General features: G+C 46.7%; 20 protein-coding genes and 1 pseudogene. 16 read left to right on the forward strand and 5 right to left on the reverse strand.

Annotated features, from left to right (window positions below):
- Nucleotides 1–76: 76 nt before the first annotated feature.
- On the reverse strand, nucleotides 77–733 hold the full coding sequence (locus PAE68_RS21970; RefSeq protein WP_281890550.1) for an RloB family protein: 657 nt from the start codon (nucleotides 731–733) through the stop codon (nucleotides 77–79).
- Nucleotides 734–2,047: an AAA family ATPase gene (locus PAE68_RS21975; RefSeq protein ID WP_281890551.1), complete on the reverse strand. Its 1,314-nt coding sequence runs from the start codon at nucleotides 2,045–2,047 to the stop codon at nucleotides 734–736.
- A 409-nt stretch (nucleotides 2,048–2,456) separates the two neighbouring features.
- On the opposite strand from PAE68_RS21975, the gene PAE68_RS21980 reads away from it, so the two are divergent.
- Together PAE68_RS21980 and PAE68_RS21985 are read left to right on the forward strand one after the other, a co-directional pair.
- Nucleotides 2,457–3,899: a transposase gene (locus PAE68_RS21980; RefSeq protein WP_281890553.1), complete on the forward strand. Its 1,443-nt coding sequence runs from the start codon at nucleotides 2,457–2,459 to the stop codon at nucleotides 3,897–3,899.
- Between the two features lie 72 nt (nucleotides 3,900–3,971).
- Complete coding sequence (locus PAE68_RS21985) at nucleotides 3,972–4,490, forward strand: hypothetical protein (RefSeq protein WP_281890554.1); 519 nt, start codon at nucleotides 3,972–3,974, stop codon at nucleotides 4,488–4,490.
- 371 nt (nucleotides 4,491–4,861) lie between these two features.
- Here the strand turns inward: PAE68_RS21985 and PAE68_RS21990 are convergent, their stop codons facing one another.
- Nucleotides 4,862–5,434, reverse strand: coding sequence for a hypothetical protein (locus PAE68_RS21990; RefSeq protein WP_281890555.1), 573 nt, complete (start codon nucleotides 5,432–5,434; stop codon nucleotides 4,862–4,864).
- Between the two features lie 208 nt (nucleotides 5,435–5,642).
- On the opposite strand from PAE68_RS21990, the gene PAE68_RS21995 reads away from it, so the two are divergent.
- The 4 genes from PAE68_RS21995 to PAE68_RS22010 all read left to right on the forward strand — a co-directional run bounded on the left by PAE68_RS21995 (nucleotide 5,643) and on the right by PAE68_RS22010 (nucleotide 9,241).
- Nucleotides 5,643–6,095: a hypothetical protein gene (locus PAE68_RS21995; RefSeq protein ID WP_281890557.1), complete on the forward strand. Its 453-nt coding sequence runs from the start codon at nucleotides 5,643–5,645 to the stop codon at nucleotides 6,093–6,095.
- A 28-nt stretch (nucleotides 6,096–6,123) separates the two neighbouring features.
- Entirely contained in the window at nucleotides 6,124–7,134 is a 1,011-nt protein-coding gene (locus PAE68_RS22000) for a transposase (protein WP_281890559.1), read from the forward strand.
- 165 nt (nucleotides 7,135–7,299) lie between these two features.
- Nucleotides 7,300–8,490, forward strand: coding sequence for a two-component system regulatory protein YycI (locus PAE68_RS22005; protein ID WP_281890560.1), 1,191 nt, complete (start codon nucleotides 7,300–7,302; stop codon nucleotides 8,488–8,490).
- A gap of 373 nt (nucleotides 8,491–8,863) precedes the next feature.
- On the forward strand, nucleotides 8,864–9,241 hold the full coding sequence (locus PAE68_RS22010) for a DUF1878 domain-containing protein (RefSeq protein WP_281890561.1): 378 nt from the start codon (nucleotides 8,864–8,866) through the stop codon (nucleotides 9,239–9,241).
- Between the two features lie 31 nt (nucleotides 9,242–9,272).
- Here PAE68_RS22010 and PAE68_RS22015 read toward each other — a convergent pair.
- Nucleotides 9,273–9,541: pseudogene (locus PAE68_RS22015) on the reverse strand (transposase); the annotation flags it as partial.
- A gap of 122 nt (nucleotides 9,542–9,663) precedes the next feature.
- Between PAE68_RS22015 and PAE68_RS22020 the strand changes: the two are divergent.
- The 10 genes from PAE68_RS22020 (at nucleotide 9,664) to PAE68_RS22065 (ending at nucleotide 18,471) form a co-directional block, all read left to right on the forward strand.
- Nucleotides 9,664–10,182, forward strand: a complete 519-nt coding sequence (locus PAE68_RS22020; protein WP_281890563.1) for a hypothetical protein — start codon at nucleotides 9,664–9,666, stop codon at nucleotides 10,180–10,182.
- A gap of 148 nt (nucleotides 10,183–10,330) precedes the next feature.
- The gene (locus PAE68_RS22025) at nucleotides 10,331–11,527 is read left to right on the forward strand and encodes a two-component system regulatory protein YycI (RefSeq protein WP_281890565.1); all 1,197 of its coding nucleotides are present in this window, start codon (nucleotides 10,331–10,333) and stop codon (nucleotides 11,525–11,527) included.
- Nucleotides 11,528–11,536: 9 nt separating this feature from the next.
- Nucleotides 11,537–12,301: a hypothetical protein gene (locus PAE68_RS22030; RefSeq protein ID WP_281890567.1), complete on the forward strand. Its 765-nt coding sequence runs from the start codon at nucleotides 11,537–11,539 to the stop codon at nucleotides 12,299–12,301.
- On the forward strand, nucleotides 12,294–13,172 hold the full coding sequence (locus tag PAE68_RS22035) for a hypothetical protein (protein WP_281890569.1): 879 nt from the start codon (nucleotides 12,294–12,296) through the stop codon (nucleotides 13,170–13,172). Before PAE68_RS22030 ends, PAE68_RS22035 begins: the two co-directional genes overlap by 8 nt.
- 1 nt (nucleotide 13,173) lies before the next feature.
- Nucleotides 13,174–13,812 carry an ABC transporter ATP-binding protein gene (locus PAE68_RS22040; RefSeq protein WP_281890571.1) on the forward strand — a complete coding sequence of 213 codons (639 nt, stop codon included), beginning with the start codon at nucleotides 13,174–13,176 and terminating at the stop codon, nucleotides 13,810–13,812.
- 509 nt (nucleotides 13,813–14,321) lie between these two features.
- Nucleotides 14,322–14,840: a hypothetical protein gene (locus PAE68_RS22045; RefSeq protein WP_281890573.1), complete on the forward strand. Its 519-nt coding sequence runs from the start codon at nucleotides 14,322–14,324 to the stop codon at nucleotides 14,838–14,840.
- 149 nt (nucleotides 14,841–14,989) lie between these two features.
- Nucleotides 14,990–16,186 (forward strand): two-component system regulatory protein YycI, encoded by a 1,197-nt coding sequence (locus tag PAE68_RS22050; protein WP_281890575.1) that lies wholly within the window; start codon nucleotides 14,990–14,992, stop codon nucleotides 16,184–16,186.
- Between the two features lie 9 nt (nucleotides 16,187–16,195).
- Complete coding sequence (locus tag PAE68_RS22055; protein WP_281890577.1) at nucleotides 16,196–16,960, forward strand: hypothetical protein; 765 nt, start codon at nucleotides 16,196–16,198, stop codon at nucleotides 16,958–16,960.
- Entirely contained in the window at nucleotides 16,953–17,831 is an 879-nt protein-coding gene (locus tag PAE68_RS22060; protein WP_281890578.1) for a hypothetical protein, read from the forward strand. Before PAE68_RS22055 ends, PAE68_RS22060 begins: the two co-directional genes overlap by 8 nt.
- Before the next feature lies 1 nt (nucleotide 17,832).
- Entirely contained in the window at nucleotides 17,833–18,471 is a 639-nt protein-coding gene (locus tag PAE68_RS22065; protein WP_281890580.1) for an ABC transporter ATP-binding protein, read from the forward strand.
- 77 nt (nucleotides 18,472–18,548) lie between these two features.
- On the opposite strand, the gene PAE68_RS22070 is transcribed toward PAE68_RS22065, so the two are convergent.
- The gene (locus PAE68_RS22070) at nucleotides 18,549–20,168 is read right to left on the reverse strand and encodes an extracellular solute-binding protein (protein WP_281890582.1); all 1,620 of its coding nucleotides are present in this window, start codon (nucleotides 20,166–20,168) and stop codon (nucleotides 18,549–18,551) included.

Raw genomic sequence — 20,168 nt, forward strand, 5'->3', positions numbered from 1 at the left:
GATTTAAATTCAATAAGGTACAGGAGATGCTGGTTGGCATCTTCTGTACCTTTGTTTGTTTGGGGCTGCGGTTTGGCTACAACAGCCCACAATCTTTCAATATTTTTTCGACCGACTCATGTACGGTTAGAGAAGGATTATCCTTATAATAGCTGTAGCCTTTATATCGGTGCAGTGTAATCCGAGCTTCGACATGTCCGTTCATAATGGCTTTAGCTCGTTTAATCGCAGCTCTCACATCATGTAATGAGATTTTACCAAGCACCCTCTTGAAGTTCTGCTCTTCCTTGTATGTATCGAGTTCCTTGAACTTTTCATCATATGCACGGTTTATAGGAGTAAGATACTGATCTCTGTGAGTCATGTAGCTGCAGTTGGTTTTATGCAAGATCATCCACAGTTCAAAGGTCAGATTGGAATATCCCAATATATATTTGATCTGCTTGCCTTGAATCGAAGAGCTCTGCTTAAGCTGGTCTAATGTATCCATAAACTGCTTGACATGCACGGCCTCACTACTTTCGTAGTCAAACCAGTGTGTAATTTCAATTGGTGACGTAGCGACTACAGTCTTAGCAAATTTATAGGGACTTTTCTGTACCTTGCATTCAATGGATACATGGAGCTTTGCCGACTCCTCAGCCCGAAGCAAATCATTAATCCGAGCTAAGTACCACTTCTCGGTCTCACCTTCTACTGTGAAGTAATACTTTCTATTCGGCTTTCTAACCATTCACCTTCCGACCCCCAGCTTCTCTATCAGCTTCTCAATAACTGGCGAGAAATCGATCTCCTTAATGGCTCCATACTGGCTGACGAAATAATTCTTCATATAATCTCCACCCATTCGAACCCCCTTCTCTCCAGAGGTACCGAAGTCAGATAGCGAATAGTGAGTGCTCAGTGAAGTATCATCATCTCGCTCTACGAATTTAATCTCGTCACGTCTGAACAAGTTCGAATTAAGGAATATCGGGTTATGGGTGTTGAATATGAGCTGGGCATTGTTCTTATTCAGGTCGTCACTGTGAAAAATATTAATAATACTCATCAGCGCCATCGGATGTAAGGAAGCATCGAATTCATCAACCACAAGGGTCCCGCCTCGGAGCAAGGCCGAGATGATCACAGGGAATAGATGAACAAATCGGACCGTTCCGTAAGATTCGAAAATTTCGGCGTTAAGTACATCATTCTCTATGATAGAGACCAGTCGCTGTTCAGATTCATCATCCTTGGAGGCATACCCCAGCTCATTGGAAGTGATCCCGAATATCTTCGCTGCTTCATTTACTGTTGTATCTATAAAGATGGTATCCTTTTTAGACTTGGAGGGCTTAGCTTGAAGCGAATCTGCCCTGTAGTACACCATGAATTTATTTTCAAGCCAATGACTCACCATTTCTGCCAGCTTCGGGCTAAATATATTTTTGAAGCCATTCGTCAAAAATAGTTCATCATCAACCAAATTGTTAAAAGCTAGCTTAGACAATAGCTCGGTTGCTTGTTTGTCCAGCACGTTCATACCAAATGAAGATAACCATCCAGCATCAATCTGCAGCTCATCATGTCGGTTATAAACGAGGCGCTCATTCACATAAAGAACCTCTTGTACAACCCTTCTCGAATACTCCTCATCCAAAAACGCACCCAGGTCGACAGTTAGTTGGAACTCGAACAACATGGTTTGTTCGATAAATTTGATTGAGAAGAAGACGGGATGTTTACCTTGGTCATAACGATTAGGTATTAATTCTAGATGAATAGCTGCTGCATCCGAGAATGTGAGTCGGCTCTGATCTCCATTTCGAACATTGCCGCGCAGCATGATCGACTTCAACGTCTCCATCGCCCCGATGATGTTGGTTTTACCCGATGCATTGGCTCCATAAATGACCGCTGAGCTTAAGGCCCGGTGCTCCTTCTTGCCAACCTTCTCCTTCAATATGCTGTAATCCAAGCCCTTCTGCTTTGGTGCAGGAATCATCGAAAAGACGAGCTCATCAACGAAGGTCTTGTAATTCTTTACGCGAAATTCCAACAGCAAGCAGAACACCTCCATTTTGCGGAAAAACTGCAAAATCACATTTTAAATATATGGTTTATATTGCACATATGTCAACTTTGTTATTTCTTTTTCCAAAATTAAATCTGCCAACAACAAAAATCTAACTTTAGGTCAATTTTTTCAGTCTATATCTGCCATGACAAACCATCTTAAGATGTACAAAAAGGTACCATGCAGAAAGACAGAGGAAATATAATACAAAATTTACCTGTAGGTTATTTACATTTTTTAATTATATACTATACCTTGACAGTGAAAAGTTCTCGATAGAAAAATAACCCAACCTAGCGATTTTACGGTATCCTTAAGGTCTCACTCTAAAAGGATAGAATCGCTGGATGGGTTATAGACACCAGTCTAACCCATTTGCGGGCGATTGACCAGACCTATGCTCCCATACATCGATAAAATCATAAATGAATTTCGTTCCTGCTTCTCCAGGCAAGCCGCCTTTCACTGGTTTGTCATTACGGTGATCGGCCTGATGGTGCGCTCCGACCAGTTAGGGGTGACCTCCATTGTACGAGACCTTACGCTGCATCCGCGCTGCTACGAGACGCTGATCCATTTCTTTCGTTCTTCGGCCTGGTCGCTGGAATCCCTTCGATTAACTTGGCTCCAAGTCGTCCGCAAGGCGGCTCCTTTGATGACCGTTGGTGACCGCGTAGTCCTGGTGGGCGATGGCATGAAGCAGTCCAAGGAAGGCCGTCGAATGCCCGGCGTGAAGAAAATGCATCAGGAATCAGAAAATTCGTCCAAAGGTGAATATATCTTTGGCCATCTCTTTGGAGCCGTCGGTGTGTTGGTCGGAGCGTCGGCCAAATGGTTCTGCTTGCCCCTCTCTATGAATTTGCAAGACGGCGTGAAGACGATTTGGAACTGGGGAGCGTCCGCTCCAGCCGAGCCGAAATCAGATTCCCATGTGGTGCAAATGATCGGGCAGGGCTTTGCCGCCGCGAAGGTGCTTGGTGACGCCTTGTTCCTGCTGGATCGCTATTTTCTGTCCGTTCCGGCGCTGATCCGGTGGAAGCAGGAGCAGGCTGCGAGCGGAGTCCGACTGGACCTCATCACGAAGGCCAAAGTCAACACCACAGCCTATGAATTCCCCGCTGCCAAAAAACCAGGCCGGGGCCGTCCGCCGAAGAAAGGCGCGAAAGTCAAGCTCAAGGAGCTTTTTCAAACCCGGGCAGCATCGTTTCAAACGGCCGAGGTGATGCTGTATGGCAAGGAAGAAACGGTTTCCTTTTTGTGCCTGGACCTGTTGTGGGGGAAAAAGCTGTATCAGCCTTTGCGATTTGTCCTGGTGCTGCGTGGAGACCAGACCTCTATTTTGGTGAGTACGGACCTGACGCTTGCCGGCCCCGAGATCATTTCCTTGTACGGATACCGGTTCAAGATCGAATGTACGTTTCGGGAAATGAAACAAGTCATCGGCGCCTTCGGCTATCGCTTCTGGAGCAAATCCATGCCGAAGCTCAAGAGGTATCTACGCAAGACCGAGAGCCATCCACTGGAACAAGTAAAGAACGAACAGGATCAAAAGCGAATACGACAAACACTTGAAGCCATCGAAGGATTCGTCATGTGCAGTTGCATCGCAACCGGCTTAATTCAGATGGTCGCGTTGACGTTTTCGGCGCGTACGCCGGGCTTGTTCTGGCGTTATTTGCGAACACCATCGAAAGCCATCGTCTCTGAGGCTACCGTGGTGGTTTATTTGCGCAGATCCATTTTTCGCATGTTTGCCCAGCACCCGGATTTACCCATAACCGAAACAATTCGTTCCAAGCAGGAAAAAACCACTAACAACGCGGATTTGCTGGCTTCTTAAGCGTTAGAACTCTTCACTGTCCAGTACTATACTATCAATGTAATTACAAAAACTAATAGGAGTGAATTATTCATGAAAATTAAAAAACTGTTGTTTGTATCTATCGTAAGTGTAGCATTGAGCGCAACGGCAACCAGCGTTTTTGCAAACTCCGAGCCTGGCGCGTCAAGTAAGAGTACATTGTCGTTAAGCCCTAGTATCACCACGAATAAAGTTGGAACGAAAAATACTGCGGAGCCGCTTGCCACTGTTACTCCTTCACGTGATGGAGGTATCAGTATTTTATCCAACAATTTGGTCATTCAAGAGACCAACATCTCAGCATCTCAAGGTACTTGGGAAAGAAGTTGGTCTCAGCCAGAAGATTGGAACTATTATAGGTTCTATGTTAATAACACTACAAGCACAAGTGTAACTGTTCAAATCCAACAGAATGGTTATACTCAAAACTATAGTTTAAGTGCTAATTCAAACTCAACTTGGACACAAAACGCAGCAGTGCCAGGAGACCATAAAATTGTGGTTACCACATCTGACGGTAGAAAGTTTACAGGAGATGTTTCAGTAAGAATAGCCGATGCTCCATTTTAATCTAACTATTCAGCAGATTTAACGCTTGGCTAGTGCACATCGTCAAAGGCAGACAGTTTAACTAGTTTGCCTTTGACGATCTCCTAGGTGAATGATCTACAACAAGGCTAGCCTCTGCGTTTAGCGGTCTACAAGTAAACTTTAACTTTTTCGACTAAGCTTATAGCCCCTGTCCTATCAACTAAAGTCTCCCGGCACCACTACACTAAGAATCAAACAAAACCGGATAATCCTTCTCTAACCGTACATGAGTCGGTCGAAAAAATATTGAAAGATTGTGGGCTGTTGTAGCCAAACCACAGCCCAAACAAACAAAGGTACAGAAGGTGCCAACCAGCATCTCCTGTACCTTTGTTTGTTTGGGAATTTGTCTATTCCCAGCAGCCTGAGAGGATCATATCCAGCCTCTCCAATGATGCTGTATCAACCTTAAATCCATATTGACCCATTGTCGTAAAATATGCACGACCCGCTTCAGCTAAACTATAGATGAATGCACTTGAAGGAGCTTCAAACGCAAATATTTCTTTGTTGGAAACCTTCTCCTCGTAGGCCAAACGGACCCGTATATAAGCATCGCTAGAACCCGGTTTTATGGAAAGCAGCAGAGGCTCAATACCAAAGTTAACCTCCCCATATCCTTTGGATATGTATTGATATGCTGCTTCAATATAGGCACTCCAAATCCCCATACCGTATGCATCATAATCAATAAGTTTTTCACCTTTGAATTCAAGGGTAACAGCTAGATATAGCCGATTATGACGTTCCTGCGCTCTCACTTTTTCCATTTCAGAGGCATTATGAATGTCAATAAAACAGAACTCTGGGTGTTTCAAAAATACGTAGGATGAGGAGAGTCCATACTTTTCTACAATTTGACTTTGATTTCTTAATACGAACGTGTGAAATGCAAACATGGTAGTACCGCCTTTCCGCTTCATCTACTGGCATATCCAGCTCTTCAGGGACCCTCGGTCCATTATTCACTCTAAGATGCGAACCTTCATTACTCCATGACCTATGCAGTTGAAGTAATTAACTGGTAGCATCTCAATCCAAAAAAAACACTTGACTTTTGAAAAACGGCCTAATAATTGCGAAGGATACCTTTTCACGAGGTATATCTTCTAGATAACAGGTGGTTTTCCAATGTCAGCGTTACAAAAACCGAGATTCAAACAATTAAACCATGGAGAGTGCGCAGGCGCACCCATACTGAAAAGCTTGTGGGAGCGGTTTGACCTTTCCCTCCTGCTCACACAATCCGGCATGATGAAAAGAAGCGGTACTCCGTCCTGGCTCATCTGCTTTCTGTATGTGATTGGCCTTGTCAGTAACTGCTCGTCTGTCGTTCAAATGGCGAGACTGGCCGAGCAAGATGCGCTTCTTAAAGTGATGTTCCAGCCATGGAAGCTTGCTCAGTATACGATGAGTCGGTTTCTCTCGAGCCCCTTCGCATGGACTACCTTTGGCAAAAAGCGAGTAGCAAGGCTTCAGCAGGATGAAGTCACTCGCCTGCAGGATGGGGATGTGATCAATCTGGACGATACGCATCTAGCTCATCCTTATGCCAAGCAGCTTCCTTTTAAGCTGGTTGTATGACTCGTCTAAGAAGACTTATGTGTGGGCGATGAATGTGGTCGTTCTTCAGGCCGTACTTCACAGCGGACTTGAATATCCGTTGTTTTACCGCGTATGGCACAAGTCTGAGCAGAAGAACGAAGGCTTGTCAAAGATCGATTTGGCCAAGCAAATGCTCTTGATGCTACGCGAATCGGCGACCTGCCGTCTTTGGGTTGCGATGGATCGCTGGTACTTGTGTAAAGGCTTCTTCGCCTTTCTCGAAAAGCATCAATTTGACTGGGTAACAAAGGCTAAACGCAACACGGCATTATTTCGTAAGGTCATCGAGCCTTGTACGGGTAGGGAGCGGTACGTTCCTGTGACCCCGATCATGCTCATCCGGGAAGTGTACGGGCAACTGGTTGCCGAGGGTGCGTCAGGACTGGTTTCACTTGCGATTCCTGACATCTACATGAAGCAGCCGCATCCTGTAACGAACCGCAGAGGCAAGCAAGTCAACAAGCAGCGCTATGTACAAATTGCCGCTGTAGCCGCCATGCGCTTAAAGGAAGACGATTCCGAGTTGCTCGAGACGGAGGAGGAAGCCCCCGCGACTTACAAGGGTGCCTACCTGCTCATCAGCAACCGCTTCGATGCGCCTGAAGAAGCCTTGCGTACTTACGTGAAGCGTTGGCGGATCGAGGTGTTTTTCCGTACGGCCAAGCAGGAGCTAGCCTTGGAGAAGTGTCATTCCGAAACTGAAGCCCATCACCATGCACACTTCGAATTATTGTTTACGGCCGAAACGTTGCTGTCCGTTGCTCTATACGAATTAAACAAAGAAAAAACGAGTGATGAAGGCTACACCCACGGCGAAATGGTTCGTGGCCTCTTCCACACTCGTTGTCAGGTCCGCATGTCACACCACAAAGGGCAACAGCGAATCTACATCGATTGTGACACACATGTACAGCAGTTTGCAAGACTTATTGATTTATTTTGGCCGGAGCATTATCGGATGGTTCTTTGGGTTGCGCATCATCCGATAAACTACCAGACCTTACCACGAAGTGCATAGGTCATGATTACTCTAGCATCATACCATTAACAATTCATTTATGGTATGATATGGAATTGTTATCAGTCGTATGCAACTAACAGAATCAACATCATGGGTCTTTGTAGCAGCTATTCTATATGCCCATTCCAAGTCACGCAATCGGATTACAAGGGAGGAATTACCATGAGGTTCATGCTTCTATTGCTATGTACCATCTCATTGATATCGTTCGCTTCAGCATGCCAAGGAACGCAGACAGAGAATCATGTCGCTCACTCGACCGACCTGGCATCGTTTCTTCAGACCGTAGAGCTACCTAATAATCTATCTATTTCTCTAGATCCCGCGGAAGTGAAGTCAGTGTCCTCAGCCAAGACCTACACAGTCAATTATCTGAGACTTGAACCGGAGACCGTCGCACAGAAGCTGTTAAATCGTACGATTGTCGAGAGGCGGATATTGGCGCAGGGGTTACAGTTCCAGACAGGAGACGAAGCCCTGACTGAGTACCTTACCGTTCTCGATGGGGGCAAACGCTTTGGAGAGGAAAGCGGCGTAGATGGTGGATTTTACTACGGAATTTATGCCTACGGTAAGTCGACGGCAAATTATTCATCCGTCATAGCAAATGCCGTCGGGCCTCTAGACATCACTGAGCAGTTACATAGAAGCTTACTACGGAGTGACTATGCTTCCCGTGCTGACCTATCCTTCCAGAGCTTCGAGCAGGCGCTAGCTACCGTACAGCAACACTTGATGGCTACCGGTATTCCGGCAATCGAGCTAAGTGAGACCTATTCCCTGGACTTAAACACCATTCAAGCGCATTATGCGTTATATATGAAAGACATTCATGATCAGAAGGAGCACATTGATTGGACCAAGAACGACGAAGCGTACCTCTTCCACTTTCGCCAAATCTTTGATCAAATTCCTGTTATAAATATAAGCTGGGAGTGGGGCAAAGGGGCTGCAGCAAGTGCATTCGGTAACTGGATGCCGCACCCAGCTATTAACGCAACGTATACCACTAATGGTGTAGCCAAAATTCATGCCAGCGGTGTTTATGACAAGAATGGAGCCGTAGCAGGGGAAGAACAGCCTCTTATTAGCGCGGCACAGGCTATACAGCATCTGGTTAAGGAATATGAAGGTCTCATACTCAGTGAAGGTACCGATGTTATCTCTGCTGAGCTGTGCTATGTATCCATTCCGCAGAACAAATCGTATCAGTTAATTCCAGCGTGGGTCTTAATCGTGGCCAAGCCAGAGATCTGGACACAAGCTGAGAGCAATATCCAGACCCCTTATTATGACTATAGCATCTATGTGGTCAATGCCGTAACAGGCGAGAAAATGTCGGGGATGAGGTGATGCTGTCTGATGAAGACGTTCTTCTCTCTCTTGGCCGTTTGCTGCGGTAATATTCAAGTCCTCAGTGAAGTACGGCCTGAAGAACAACCACATTGTTGCAGTGGAATATGTTGACATTTAGAGAAACTATACTAAAATAATGTGGGATATGGCTTATTGTGAAGTTGCTAAAGAAAATGGTTCCGGTCGTCCTTGCACTGCTGCTCCAACAGGTTACGGTTTCCAAAGAAGCGCTTGAAAGACTGTATTAAGCTTTAGACAGTCCTAGCAATATTGAAACAATAACAGCAGGGATGAGAGCTGTAGGACTTGGTAAACATACAGGCAAAATTGATAGTGCTTAGTGAATGGTTGTAATAGTGGAGATGATGAGATGAGCGAGGAAAACTTAGTTAAAAAGGTGGAACGTCTCGAATTTTATGTAAATTTACTTCGTGAGTTTTCTTTAGATCCAGAAGCATATGTACTTTGGGATTATTATATGGCAGAAGAACTTGACGAAGGTCAAGCGCGACAAATGATGCAGGTTTTCAGTCAACATTTAAAGGTTGTGCGCGAAGTAAATGAACAACAGGAAGATATCGCACCTTATTGGAACGCATTAATAGAAGATCTTAAACCATTATTCGAAACGCTTAAATGGCGTACTGATCGGGAATCTATACTTAGAGTCGTACGCAGAGCATCAAAACTGCCCCATATGTATGAACTTAAAAAACTAGTTCATTATGCTGAGGGTATAAAGGAATAAAATTGGACGGGGCTTTGTGATCCGATGACTTTTTCCAGTTCTCTTGCCAAATTAAACGCATGCGATACGCCTTGGCGGTATCTAGATCGCACTCCTTCAGCTTGTCGAGCTTGGCTCGTTGCGCGTCGGTCAGCTTCTCCGGATTCTTAAGCCACATCTATCGGGTATCCTTGAGCTCTGCACAGCTTCTACGCTCTGTACGGCGAACTTCGTCTACGGCTTGGTTCGCAGCTTGAATCACATGGAATTTATGATGAAAGCTGGCGACATGTCCATGCAAACCTCGGTGATGTTCTCCGCTTTACATTTGTATCTACCACGCACCACACACTTAAGGTATTATATGGTGTCAATTTTCATCATTAGTCGTATGCAACTAACAAAAAGAAATATCAACACGAAGTGAATAGGAGTGTATACCGATGAACTCCAAGGTAATGTTAGCAACGATAATTATTATCACTGTATGCAGCGCTACAGCCGCTAGTCTGCATGCCAAGTCCAAGCCACATGCCGGTAATAAAGTTCTAGCTATTCCTTCAACCTATATCGCTGCAAGTGCATATATTCTACAGCCGAGTACTGAACCACTTGCCACACCCGTCCCCTCTGTTGACGAGGAACTCAACGTAATGAATACTACTCCGGTCATTCGTGAAACCGACATCTCTGCAGCTCAAGGAGCTTGGGAGCGTACCTGGTCTCAACCCAAAGGCTGGGAATCTTACACGTTCTATGCTGTCAACACAACAAGCACGAATGTAACGATTCATATTAAACAGAATGATCACACGCAAAGCTATCATCTTACTGCTCATTCCAACTCGACATGGGTACAAAACGCCGCTGCTCCTGGCGACCATCAGATCGTTATTACGACCTCTGACGGAGGAACATTCACAGGCGATGTTTCTGTAATCATAGCTGAGTCTCCCTATTAAACGTGCTGTTCTCCTGTGCGTCACCACATCCTTGTTAATTACAGTGAAAGTGGAGATTTTTCAAATAAATTAGGTTTATTGGGCTGTTGTAGCAGTTACATGCGCCACCTGCTTCTTGCTATAGTCGGATTGAAAGGGAGGAATTACCATGAGATTCATGCTTCTATTGCTATGTATCATCTCATTGATGTCGTTCGCTTCAGGATGCACAGGAACGCAGACAGAGAACCACATCACTCACTCCACCGACCTGGCATCGCTTCTTCAGACCGTAGAGCTACCTAAGAATCTATCTATTTCTCTAGATCCCGCGGAAGTGAAGTCAGTGTCCTCAGCTAAGACCTACACAGTCAATTATCTGAGACTTGAACCGGAGACCGTCGCACAGAAGCTGTTAAATCGTACGATTGTTGAGAGGCGGATATTGGCGCAGGGGTTACAGTTCCAGACAGGAGATGAAGCGCTGACTGAGTACCTCACCGTTCTTGATGGGGGCAAACGCATTGGTGATGAAAGGGAAAGCGACTCAGATGGTGGATTTTATTACGGAATGTTCTCTAACGGAAAGCTAGTGGCGAATTATTCACCCGTTATAGCAAACATCGTCGGGCCCCCAGACATCAATGAGCAGTTACATAGAAGCTTGCTACGGAGTGACTATGCTTCCCGTGCTGACCTATCCTTCCAGAGCTTCGAGCAGGCGCTAGCTACCGTACAGCATCACTTGATGGCTGCCGGTATTCCCGCAATCGAGCTAAGTGAGACCTATTCCCTGGACTTAAACACCATTCAAGCGCATTATGCGTTATATATGAAAGACATTCATGATCAGAAGGAGCACATTGATTGGACCAAGAACGACGAAGCGTACGTCTTCCACTTTCGCCAAATCATTGATCAAATTCCTGTCATAGATATAAGCTGGGAGTGGGGCAAAGGGGCTGCAACAAGTGCAATCGGCAGTTGGATGCCATACCCCACTATTAACGCAACGTATACAACTCAAGGTGTAACCGATATTCATGCCAGAGGTATTTATGACAAGAATGGAGCCGTAGCAGGGGAAGAACAGCCTCTTATTAGCGCGGCACAAGCTATACAGCATCTGGTTAAGGAATATGAAGGTCTCATACTCGATGAAGGTACCGATGTAATCTCTGCTGAGCTGTGCTATGTATCCATTCCGCAGAACAAATCGTATCAGTTAATTCCAGCGTGGGTCTTAATCGTGGCCAAGCCATCCGTCTGGATACAAGCTGAGCGCAATATCCAGACTCCCTATTATAACCATAGCATCTATGTGGTCAATGCCGTAACAGGCGAGAAAATGTCGGGGATGAGGTGATGCTGTCTGATGAAGACGTTCTTATCTCTCTTGGCCGTTTGCTGCGGTAGAGCAATCTTCTCGATTCGTTTCTTAGCGAGTGTGGTAGGGGTTACTGTCGTTCTATTCCTCACTACGTTCGGCATGATTGAATCACACTCCAGTGTGCTGTCTGTATTGGTGGCAAGCGGGAGCGGAAGCGTAATATTAGTTGTTGGCATCATCCCGCTCCTTCCTTTCGCGACAACGTTTGCTTCTGAATGGGAGGAGCGCGCGACAAGCTTCTGGCTGATCCGTTCAGGTGTTCGCGCGTATAGTATAAGTAAAGCAATTGCGAGTGCGGTCTCTGCTGCATGTACAACGCTAGCAGGGATTCTATTGTATGCGCTCCTGCTGCTCATCAAGCTCCCCTTTTTCACTACCATCTCCACAGGGGATGCGTACGTATCCCTGCTGGAGAGGAATCAGCCCGTTACATACTTGCTGTTCTCAGCTGCCCATCTATCCCTGTCTTCTTCCTTGTTTGCGGTAGCCGCACTGTGGATTTCAACCTATATTCCGAACCGATTTACAGCTCTGGCAGCGCCGGCTGTTCTTTATTATGTCATGTTCCGCCTCACTCGATTTTGGGATTTACCTCCGTTTTTGAATTTGGGCATGATCGTCGAAGGGACGTATATCGCTGGCTCTCCACTTGAGAGCTTGTTCCTTAAGTTTATGACAATACTGACTTTATGTATTATCATGGGTTATGGCATAGTAGGCCAAGTACGAAGGAGGGTGCAGCATGATTGATCTGAAGACGATCTGGCTCTGTGCCATGATTAATTTTTCGAAGTGGAAGGTTAACCCTCGTATATACACTCTTGCTGCGATCATAGTGGCGTTTGCCATATGGGTCTTCTCCTGGATTGCCGATTATGCTGCTGCTGTAGGTGTACCGGTCTCTCCTTGGGTGTTCCCTTTCTTCCTTACCCGGCCTATTATGGTCTCCATATTCGGTTGTCTGACCCTGCTGCTGTTTTGCGATGCTCCATTTACAGATAGCCATACCCCCTTCCTCATGATTCGGACCAGCAGACGCAACTGGGTGCTCGGCCAGCTTCTGTATATCATGATGGCGGCTTTTGTGTATACGGCGTTTTTTGTAGTCGCATCCGTAGTAGCCTTGATTCCTCATCTCCAGCTAACGGCTGATTGGGGAGCGGTATTACGGACAATCGCCTATAACCCAAGCAGCTTGTCCAAGTATGGCATTACGTCATTGGCTGATGTAGCTGGGCCCGCTATAACTTTGTTTTCTCCCGTTCAAGCCATGTTTATTAGCTTCGGATTATTTGCGCTCGTATCCATATTCATCGGCGTTCTCATCTTCTGCTTCAATATTGTCTTGCGGCGAATGAGCGGCTTAATCGTAGCCGGTGGATTTACGGTGCTCTCTTACTTCTCCATCTACGTGGGGAAAATGTCCTATGGGAATGCGCCTTATTACATCTCCCCGATCAACTGGAGCAGTATGATCTATCTTGACTTCGGCTATACGGGCTCCATGCCTTCACCTATATATGCTGTAACCGTTCTGGTTGGATCGATTGTACTGATGAGTATCGTGTCTGTCATCGTATTCTGCAAGCAAGATGTATCCATTCTGGAGAGGAGGGCTTAATGTGGCAACCCCTATGGTAGAGGTTATCGATGCGATGAAGAGCTTCAAAGAAACTATCGCCTTAAACCATGTATCCGTCAAATTCGAGACAGGACGCATTCATGGCATTATCGGCCGGAACGGTTCGGGGAAGACGGTACTGTTCAAATGCATCTGCGGATTTATGAAGCTGCAGGCTGGTCATATCTTCGTTAACGGTCAGTCGGTGAAGCCGTCACGTGCACAAGATATTGGCATTATTATTGAAGACCCCGGCTTCATCGGTTCATTAAGCGGATTCAAGAATCTACAACTGTTAGCTTCCATCCGTCGTAAAATATCCGATCAAGTGATTCGTGATACGTTGGCCCGAGTCGGGCTTGATCCTCATAGCAAAAAGCATGTGAGCAAGTACTCGTTAGGCATGCGACACAGGCTCGGTATTGCCCAAGCGATTATGGAAAAGCCCAAGCTGCTTATTCTTGACGAACCGATGAATGGGTTAGATAAGCAGGGGGTGCTAGAAATACGCGAGCTGCTTAAAGAGCTGAAGGAAGAAGGAACGACCATTATACTGTCTTCCCATTACGCGGAGGATATCGAACTGCTATGCGATACCGTCAACGAAATGGATGGAGGGGTATTGACTCCAATCAGATAGTCAGCTCCCAAACAAAAACAAAGGTACAGGAGATGCCCGCCCCCCCTGTACCTTTGTTTTTGCTGCGGCTTAGCTTAGGAATCACAACCCTCTGACCTGTTTATTTACCAATATATATAATTACCAACGAGACCTATAGATCAAGGCATTTTGCTCTCATCATCATCAATGAGTTCTTCACCCTTGTATTCAAGGGTAACAGCTAGATGTAGTCGATCATGACGTTCCTGCGCTCTCAATTTACGTAGGATGAGGAATGTCCATGCTTTTCTACAATTTAACCTTGTTTTTTAATACGAACGTGTGAAATGTAAACATGTTAGTATCGCCTTCCCGCTAATCGACTCGCATAGCCAGCTCTTCAGGGACCTTCGGTCCATTATTCACTCTACGATGTGAACCTTCATGACTCTAGTGTCATACCATCAACCGTAAACTTGTGGTATTATATGGTATTATACCTAGTCGTATGCAACTAACAACATGAAGCTGAATAGGAGTGTATACCGATGAACTCCAAGGTAATGTTAACAACGATAGTTATTGTCGCTGTATGCAGCGCTATAGCCGTTAGTCTGCATACCAATTCCAAGCTACATGCGGGTAATAAAGCTCTAGCTACTCCTTCAACCCATCTCGTTGCAAGTGCTTATATTCTACAGCCGAATGCAGAACCACTTGCCACCCCCGTCCCCACTGTTGACGAGGAACTCAACGTAATGACTACCACTCCGATCATTCGTGAAACCGACATCTCTGCAGCTCAAGGAGCTTGGGAGCGTACCTGGTCTCAACCCAAAGGCTGGGAATCTTACAAGTTCTATGCTGTCAACACAGCAAGCACGAATATAACGATTCATATTAAACAGAATGATCACACGCAAAGCTATCATCTAGCTGCTCATTCCAACTCGACATGGGTACAGAACGCCGCTGTTCCTGGTGACCACCAGATCGTCATTACAACCTCTGACGGAGGAACATTCGTAGGGAATGTTTCTGTAATCATAGCTGAGTCTACCTATTAAAAACTGCTGTTCTCCTGTGCGTCACCACATCTTTGTTAATTACAGTGTAAGTGGAGATTGTTCAAATAAATAAGGTTTATTGGGCTGTTGTAGCAGTTACATGCGCCACCTGCTTCTTGCTATAATCGTCTTATAAGGGAGGAATTACCATGAGAGTCGCAATTCTATTGTTATGTACCATCTCGCTCATATCGTTCACTTCAGCATGCACAGGAACTCAGACAGAGAACCACATCGCTCACTCGACCGACCTGGCATCGTTTCTTCAGACTGTAGAGCTACCTAAGAATCTTTCTATTTCTCTAGATCCCGCGGAAGTGAAGTCAGTGTCCTCAGCTAAGACCTACACAGTCAATTATCTGAGACTTGAACCAGAGACCGTCGCACAGAAGCTGTTAAATCGTACGATTGTCGAGAGGCGGATATTGGCGCAGGGGTTACAGTTCCAGACAGGAGATGAAGCGCTGACTGAGTACCTCACCGTTCTTGATGGGGGCAAACGCATTGGTGATGAAAGGGAAAGCGACTCAGATGGTGGATTTTATTACGGAATGTTCTCTAACGGAAAGCTAGTGGCGAATTATTCACCCGTTATAGCAAACATCGTCGGGCCCCCAGACATCAATGAGCAGTTACATAGAAGCTTGCTACGGAGTGACTATGCTTCCCGTGCTGACCTATCCTTCCAGAGCTTCGAGCAGGCGCTAGCTACCGTACAGCATCACTTGATGGCTGCCGGTATTCCCGCAATCGAGCTAAGTGAGACCTATTCCCTGGACTTAAACACCATTCAAGCGCATTATGCGTTATATATGAAAGACATTCATGATCAGAAGGAGCACATTGATTGGACCAAGAACGACGAAGCGTACGTCTTCCACTTTCGCCAAATCATTGATCAAATTCCTGTCATAGATATAAGCTGGGAGTGGGGCAAAGGGGCAGCAACAAGTGCAATCGGCAGTTGGATGCCATACCCCACTATTAACGCAACGTATACAACTCAAGGTGTAACCGATATTCATGCCAGAGGTATTTATGACAAGAATGGAGCCGTAGCAGGGGAAGAACAGCCTCTTATTAGCGCGGCACAAGCAATACAGCATCTGATTAAGGAATACGAAGGTCTCATACTCAGTGAAGGTACCGATGTTATCTCTGCTGAGCTGTGCTATGTATCCATTCCGCAGAACAAATCGTATCAGTTAATTCCAGCGTGGGTCTTAATCGTGGCCAAGCCAGAGATCTGGACACAAGCTGAGAGCAATATCCAGACCCCTTATTATGACTATAGCATCTATGTGGTCAATGCCGTAACAGGCGAGAAAATGTCGGGGATGAGGTGATGCTGTCTGATGAAGACGTTCTTATCTCTCTTGGCCGTTTGCTGCGGTAGAGCAATCTTCTCGATTCGTTTCTTAGCGAGTGTGGTAGGGGTTACTGTCGTTCTATTCCTCACTACGTTCGGCATGATTGAATCACACTCCAGTGTGCTGTCTGTATTGGTGGCAAGCGGGAGCGGAAGCGTAATATTAGTTGTAGGCATCATCCCGCTCCTTCCATTCGCGACAACGTTTGCTTCTGAATGGGAGGAGCGCGCGACAAGCTTCTGGCTAATCCGTTCAGGTGTTCGCGCGTATAGTATAAGTAAAGCAATTGCGAGTGCGGTCTCTGCTGCATGTACAACGCTAGCAGGGATTCTATTGTATGCGCTCCTGCTGCTCATCAAGCTCCCCTTTTTCACTACCATCTCCACAGGGGATGCGTACGTATCCCTGCTGGAGAGGAATCAGCCTGTTACATACTTGCTGTTCTCAGCTGCCCATCTATCCCTGTCTTCTTCCTTGTTTGCGGTAGCCGCACTGTGGATTTCAACCTATATTCCGAACCGATTTACAGCTTTGGCAGCGCCGGCTGTTCTTTATTATGTCATGTTCCGCCTCACTCGATTTTGGGATTTACCTCCGTTTTTGAATTTGGGCATGATCGTCGAAGGGACGTATATCGCTGGCTCTCCACTTGAGAGCTTGTTCCTTAAGTTTATGACAATACTGACTTTATGTATGATCATGGGTTATGGCATAGTAGGCCAAGTACGAAGGAGGGTGCAGCATGATTGATCTGAAGACGATCTGGCTCTGTGCCATGATTAATTTTTCGAAGTGGAAGGTTAACCCTCGTATATACACTCTTGCTGCGATCATAGTGGCGTTTGCCATATGGGTCTTCTCCTGGATTGCCGATTATGCTGCTGCTGTAGGTGTACCGGTCTCTCCTTGGGTGTTCCCTTTCTTCCTTACCCGGCCTGTTATGGTCTCCATATTCGGTTGCCTGACCCTGCTGCTGTTTTGCGATGCTCCATTTACAGATAGCCATACCCCCTTCCTCATGATTCGGACCAGCAGACGCAACTGGGTGCTCGGCCAGCTTCTGTATATCATGATGGCAGCTTTTGTGTATACGGCGTTTTTTGTAGTCGCATCCGTAGTAGCCTTGATTCCTCATCTCCAGCTAACGGCTGATTGGGGAGCGGTATTACGGACAATCGCCTATAACCCAAGCAGCTTGTCCAAGTATGGCATTACGTCATTGGCTGATGTAGCAGGGCCCGCTATAACTTTGTTTTCTCCCGTTCAAGCCATGTTCATTAGCTTCGGATTATTTGCGCTCGTATCCATATTCATCGGTGTTCTCATCTTCTGCTTCAATATTGTCTTGCGGCGAATGAGCGGCTTAATCGTAGCAGGTGGTTTTACGGTGCTCTCTTACTTCTCCATCTACGTGGGGAAGATGTCCTATGGGAATGCGCCTTATTACATCTCCCCGATCAACTGGAGCAGTATGATCTATCTTGACTTCGGCTATACGGGCTCCATGCCTTCACCTATATATGCTGTAACCGTTCTGGTTGGATCGATTGTACTGATGAGTATCGTGTCTGTCATCGTATTCTGCAAGCAAGATGTATCCATTCTGGAGAGGAGGGCTTAATGTGGCAACCCCTATGGTAGAGGTTATCGATGCAATGAAGAGCTTCAAAGAAACTATCGCCTTAAACCATGTATCCGTCAAATTCGAGACAGGACGCATTCATGGCATTATCGGCCGGAACGGTTCGGGGAAGACGGTACTGTTCAAATGCATCTGCGGATTTATGAAGCTGCAGGCTGGTCATATCTTCGTTAACGGTCAGCCGGTGAAGCCGTCACGTGCACAAGATATTGGCATTATTATTGAAGACCCCGGCTTCATTGGCTCATTAAGCGGATTCAAGAATCTACAACTGTTAGCTTCCATCCGTCGTAAAATATCCGATCAAGTGATTCGTGATACGTTGGCCCGAGTCGGGCTTGATCCTCTTAGCAAAAAGCATGTGAGCAAGTACTCGTTAGGCATGCGACACAGGCTCGGTATTGCCCAAGCGATTATGGAAAAGCCCAAGCTGCTCATTCTTGACGAACCGATGAATGGGTTAGATAAGCAGGGGGTGCTAGAAATACGCGAGCTGCTTAAAGAGCTGAAGGAAGAAGGAACGACCATTATACTGTCTTCCCATTACGCGGAGGATATCGAACTGCTATGTGATACCGTTAACGAAATGGATGGAGGGGTATTGACTCCGATCAGATAGTCAGCTCCCAAACCCCAAACAAAACCGGACGGTTCCCCGTCCGGCTCTGCCTTCACTTCACTATAAGCTCCAATCCCTTACTTCTTACTCATGTACGCGTCATAGTACTTCTGGTACAGGCTCACGTACTCATCGACCTTCAGCTTCTTCAGCTGTGCCTGGTGGTTCTCCCAGTCCGCCTTCGTGAAGCCGTCCATAACGAACTTCGCGTACGTGCTCGCGTAGTAGCCGTTCTTGCCGTTCAGCTCTAGGTTAATGTTGTTCAGCTTCTCGGAATCCTCGAGCGACCAGAGCAGGTTCGGAATGATGTCCTTGCTCGCGTAAGGCTCATACATCTTGAAGTAGCTGCGCTTCTCGTCGGCTTGAGCGTCGATATACTTGTCGACCATGTTCTTCAGGACGAGAACAACCGCGGCGTTACCCGGCGCCTCCGAGTGCTTGAAGATGTCCGCTCCCACACCTTGTGGCGTAGGTAGCTTCTCGATCGTGCCGTCTGGATTCTCCTTGGACGTCAGACCGAATGGACCGGATTCGAACTGGAAGCTGAGCTTCTCGTCATACATCGTATCGAGCCACTGCATCGTCACCTCAGGGTGCTTATTCGCCGACGTGATGGCGAAGGCGCCTAGGTTAGGGCTGGTCGGCATACGCAGCCAGCTCGGCTGCTTGCCATCCGGACCCTTCAGCGGAAGCACTGGCACGTAATCGGTCTTGTTATCTCCGAAGATGCTCATCAAGGAGTAACCGAAGAAGGCACCGACCTGCACATCCTTGCTGCGAATCTTCGTCAAGTATTGGTTCATATTGTGCGTAAATACTTCCTGGTCGATCAGTCTTTCCTTGTAGAGCTTGCTCATGTACTGCATGTAGGTCTCGTATTCAGGCTGGGCCGGGCTGTACTTCACCTTGCCATTGTCAACATACAGGTTGTTACGCGGGTCATCGCTCTTAATGCCGAACGAGCCAGCCAGCGCGTTCGCTCCGTTCTGGGCATTGTTGAACAGGAAGGACATCGGAATCTCATCGTTCTTGCCGTTGCCGTTCGGGTCCTTCTCCTTGAATGCCTTCAGCGCGTTGTAGAATTCATCGGTCGTCTTCGGCACAGGCAGACCGAGCTGATCGAGCCACTTCTTGTTAATGAACAATACAGACGGAATCTCATTGAAGTCACGCTCTACGAACGTCGGCAGCGTGTAGATATGACCGTCCGGCGCTGTCATCATCTTCTTGAACTCCGGACGCTGGTCCAGCACCTTCTTCAGGTTCGGCGCGTACTGATCGATCATACCCTCGAGTGGAATGAGCGCGCCCTGAGAGCCGAGCTTGACGATCTCCTGATCGAGCAGCACCCCGCGGCCGTAGAACGCATCTGGTAAGTCGCCGCTCGCGATCAGAATGTTCTTTTTCTCTGCCAATTGCTCCCAGCCTACCTGTGTCCAGCTCACCTGAACGTTCGTCTGCTTGTTCAGCTCCTTGAACATCTGCATGTCGTTCATGTCCTTCTTGATCTGTGGCGGCACGTTAGCGAACATCTTCAGCTGGATCGGCTGCTCCAGCGGGAATTGCACCTTCTTGGCCGCTGACTTCTCCTCAGGCTTACTCGCTCCTTCTTTACCTCCGTCGCCTGCGCAACCGCTTACAACTAGTGCCGCTGTCATCATTAGACTCGTACCTGTGACCATCCATTTTTTTCTCAT

The organism is Paenibacillus sp. YYML68, from assembly GCF_027923405.1.
GTDB lineage: Bacteria > Bacillota > Bacilli > Paenibacillales > NBRC-103111 > Paenibacillus_G.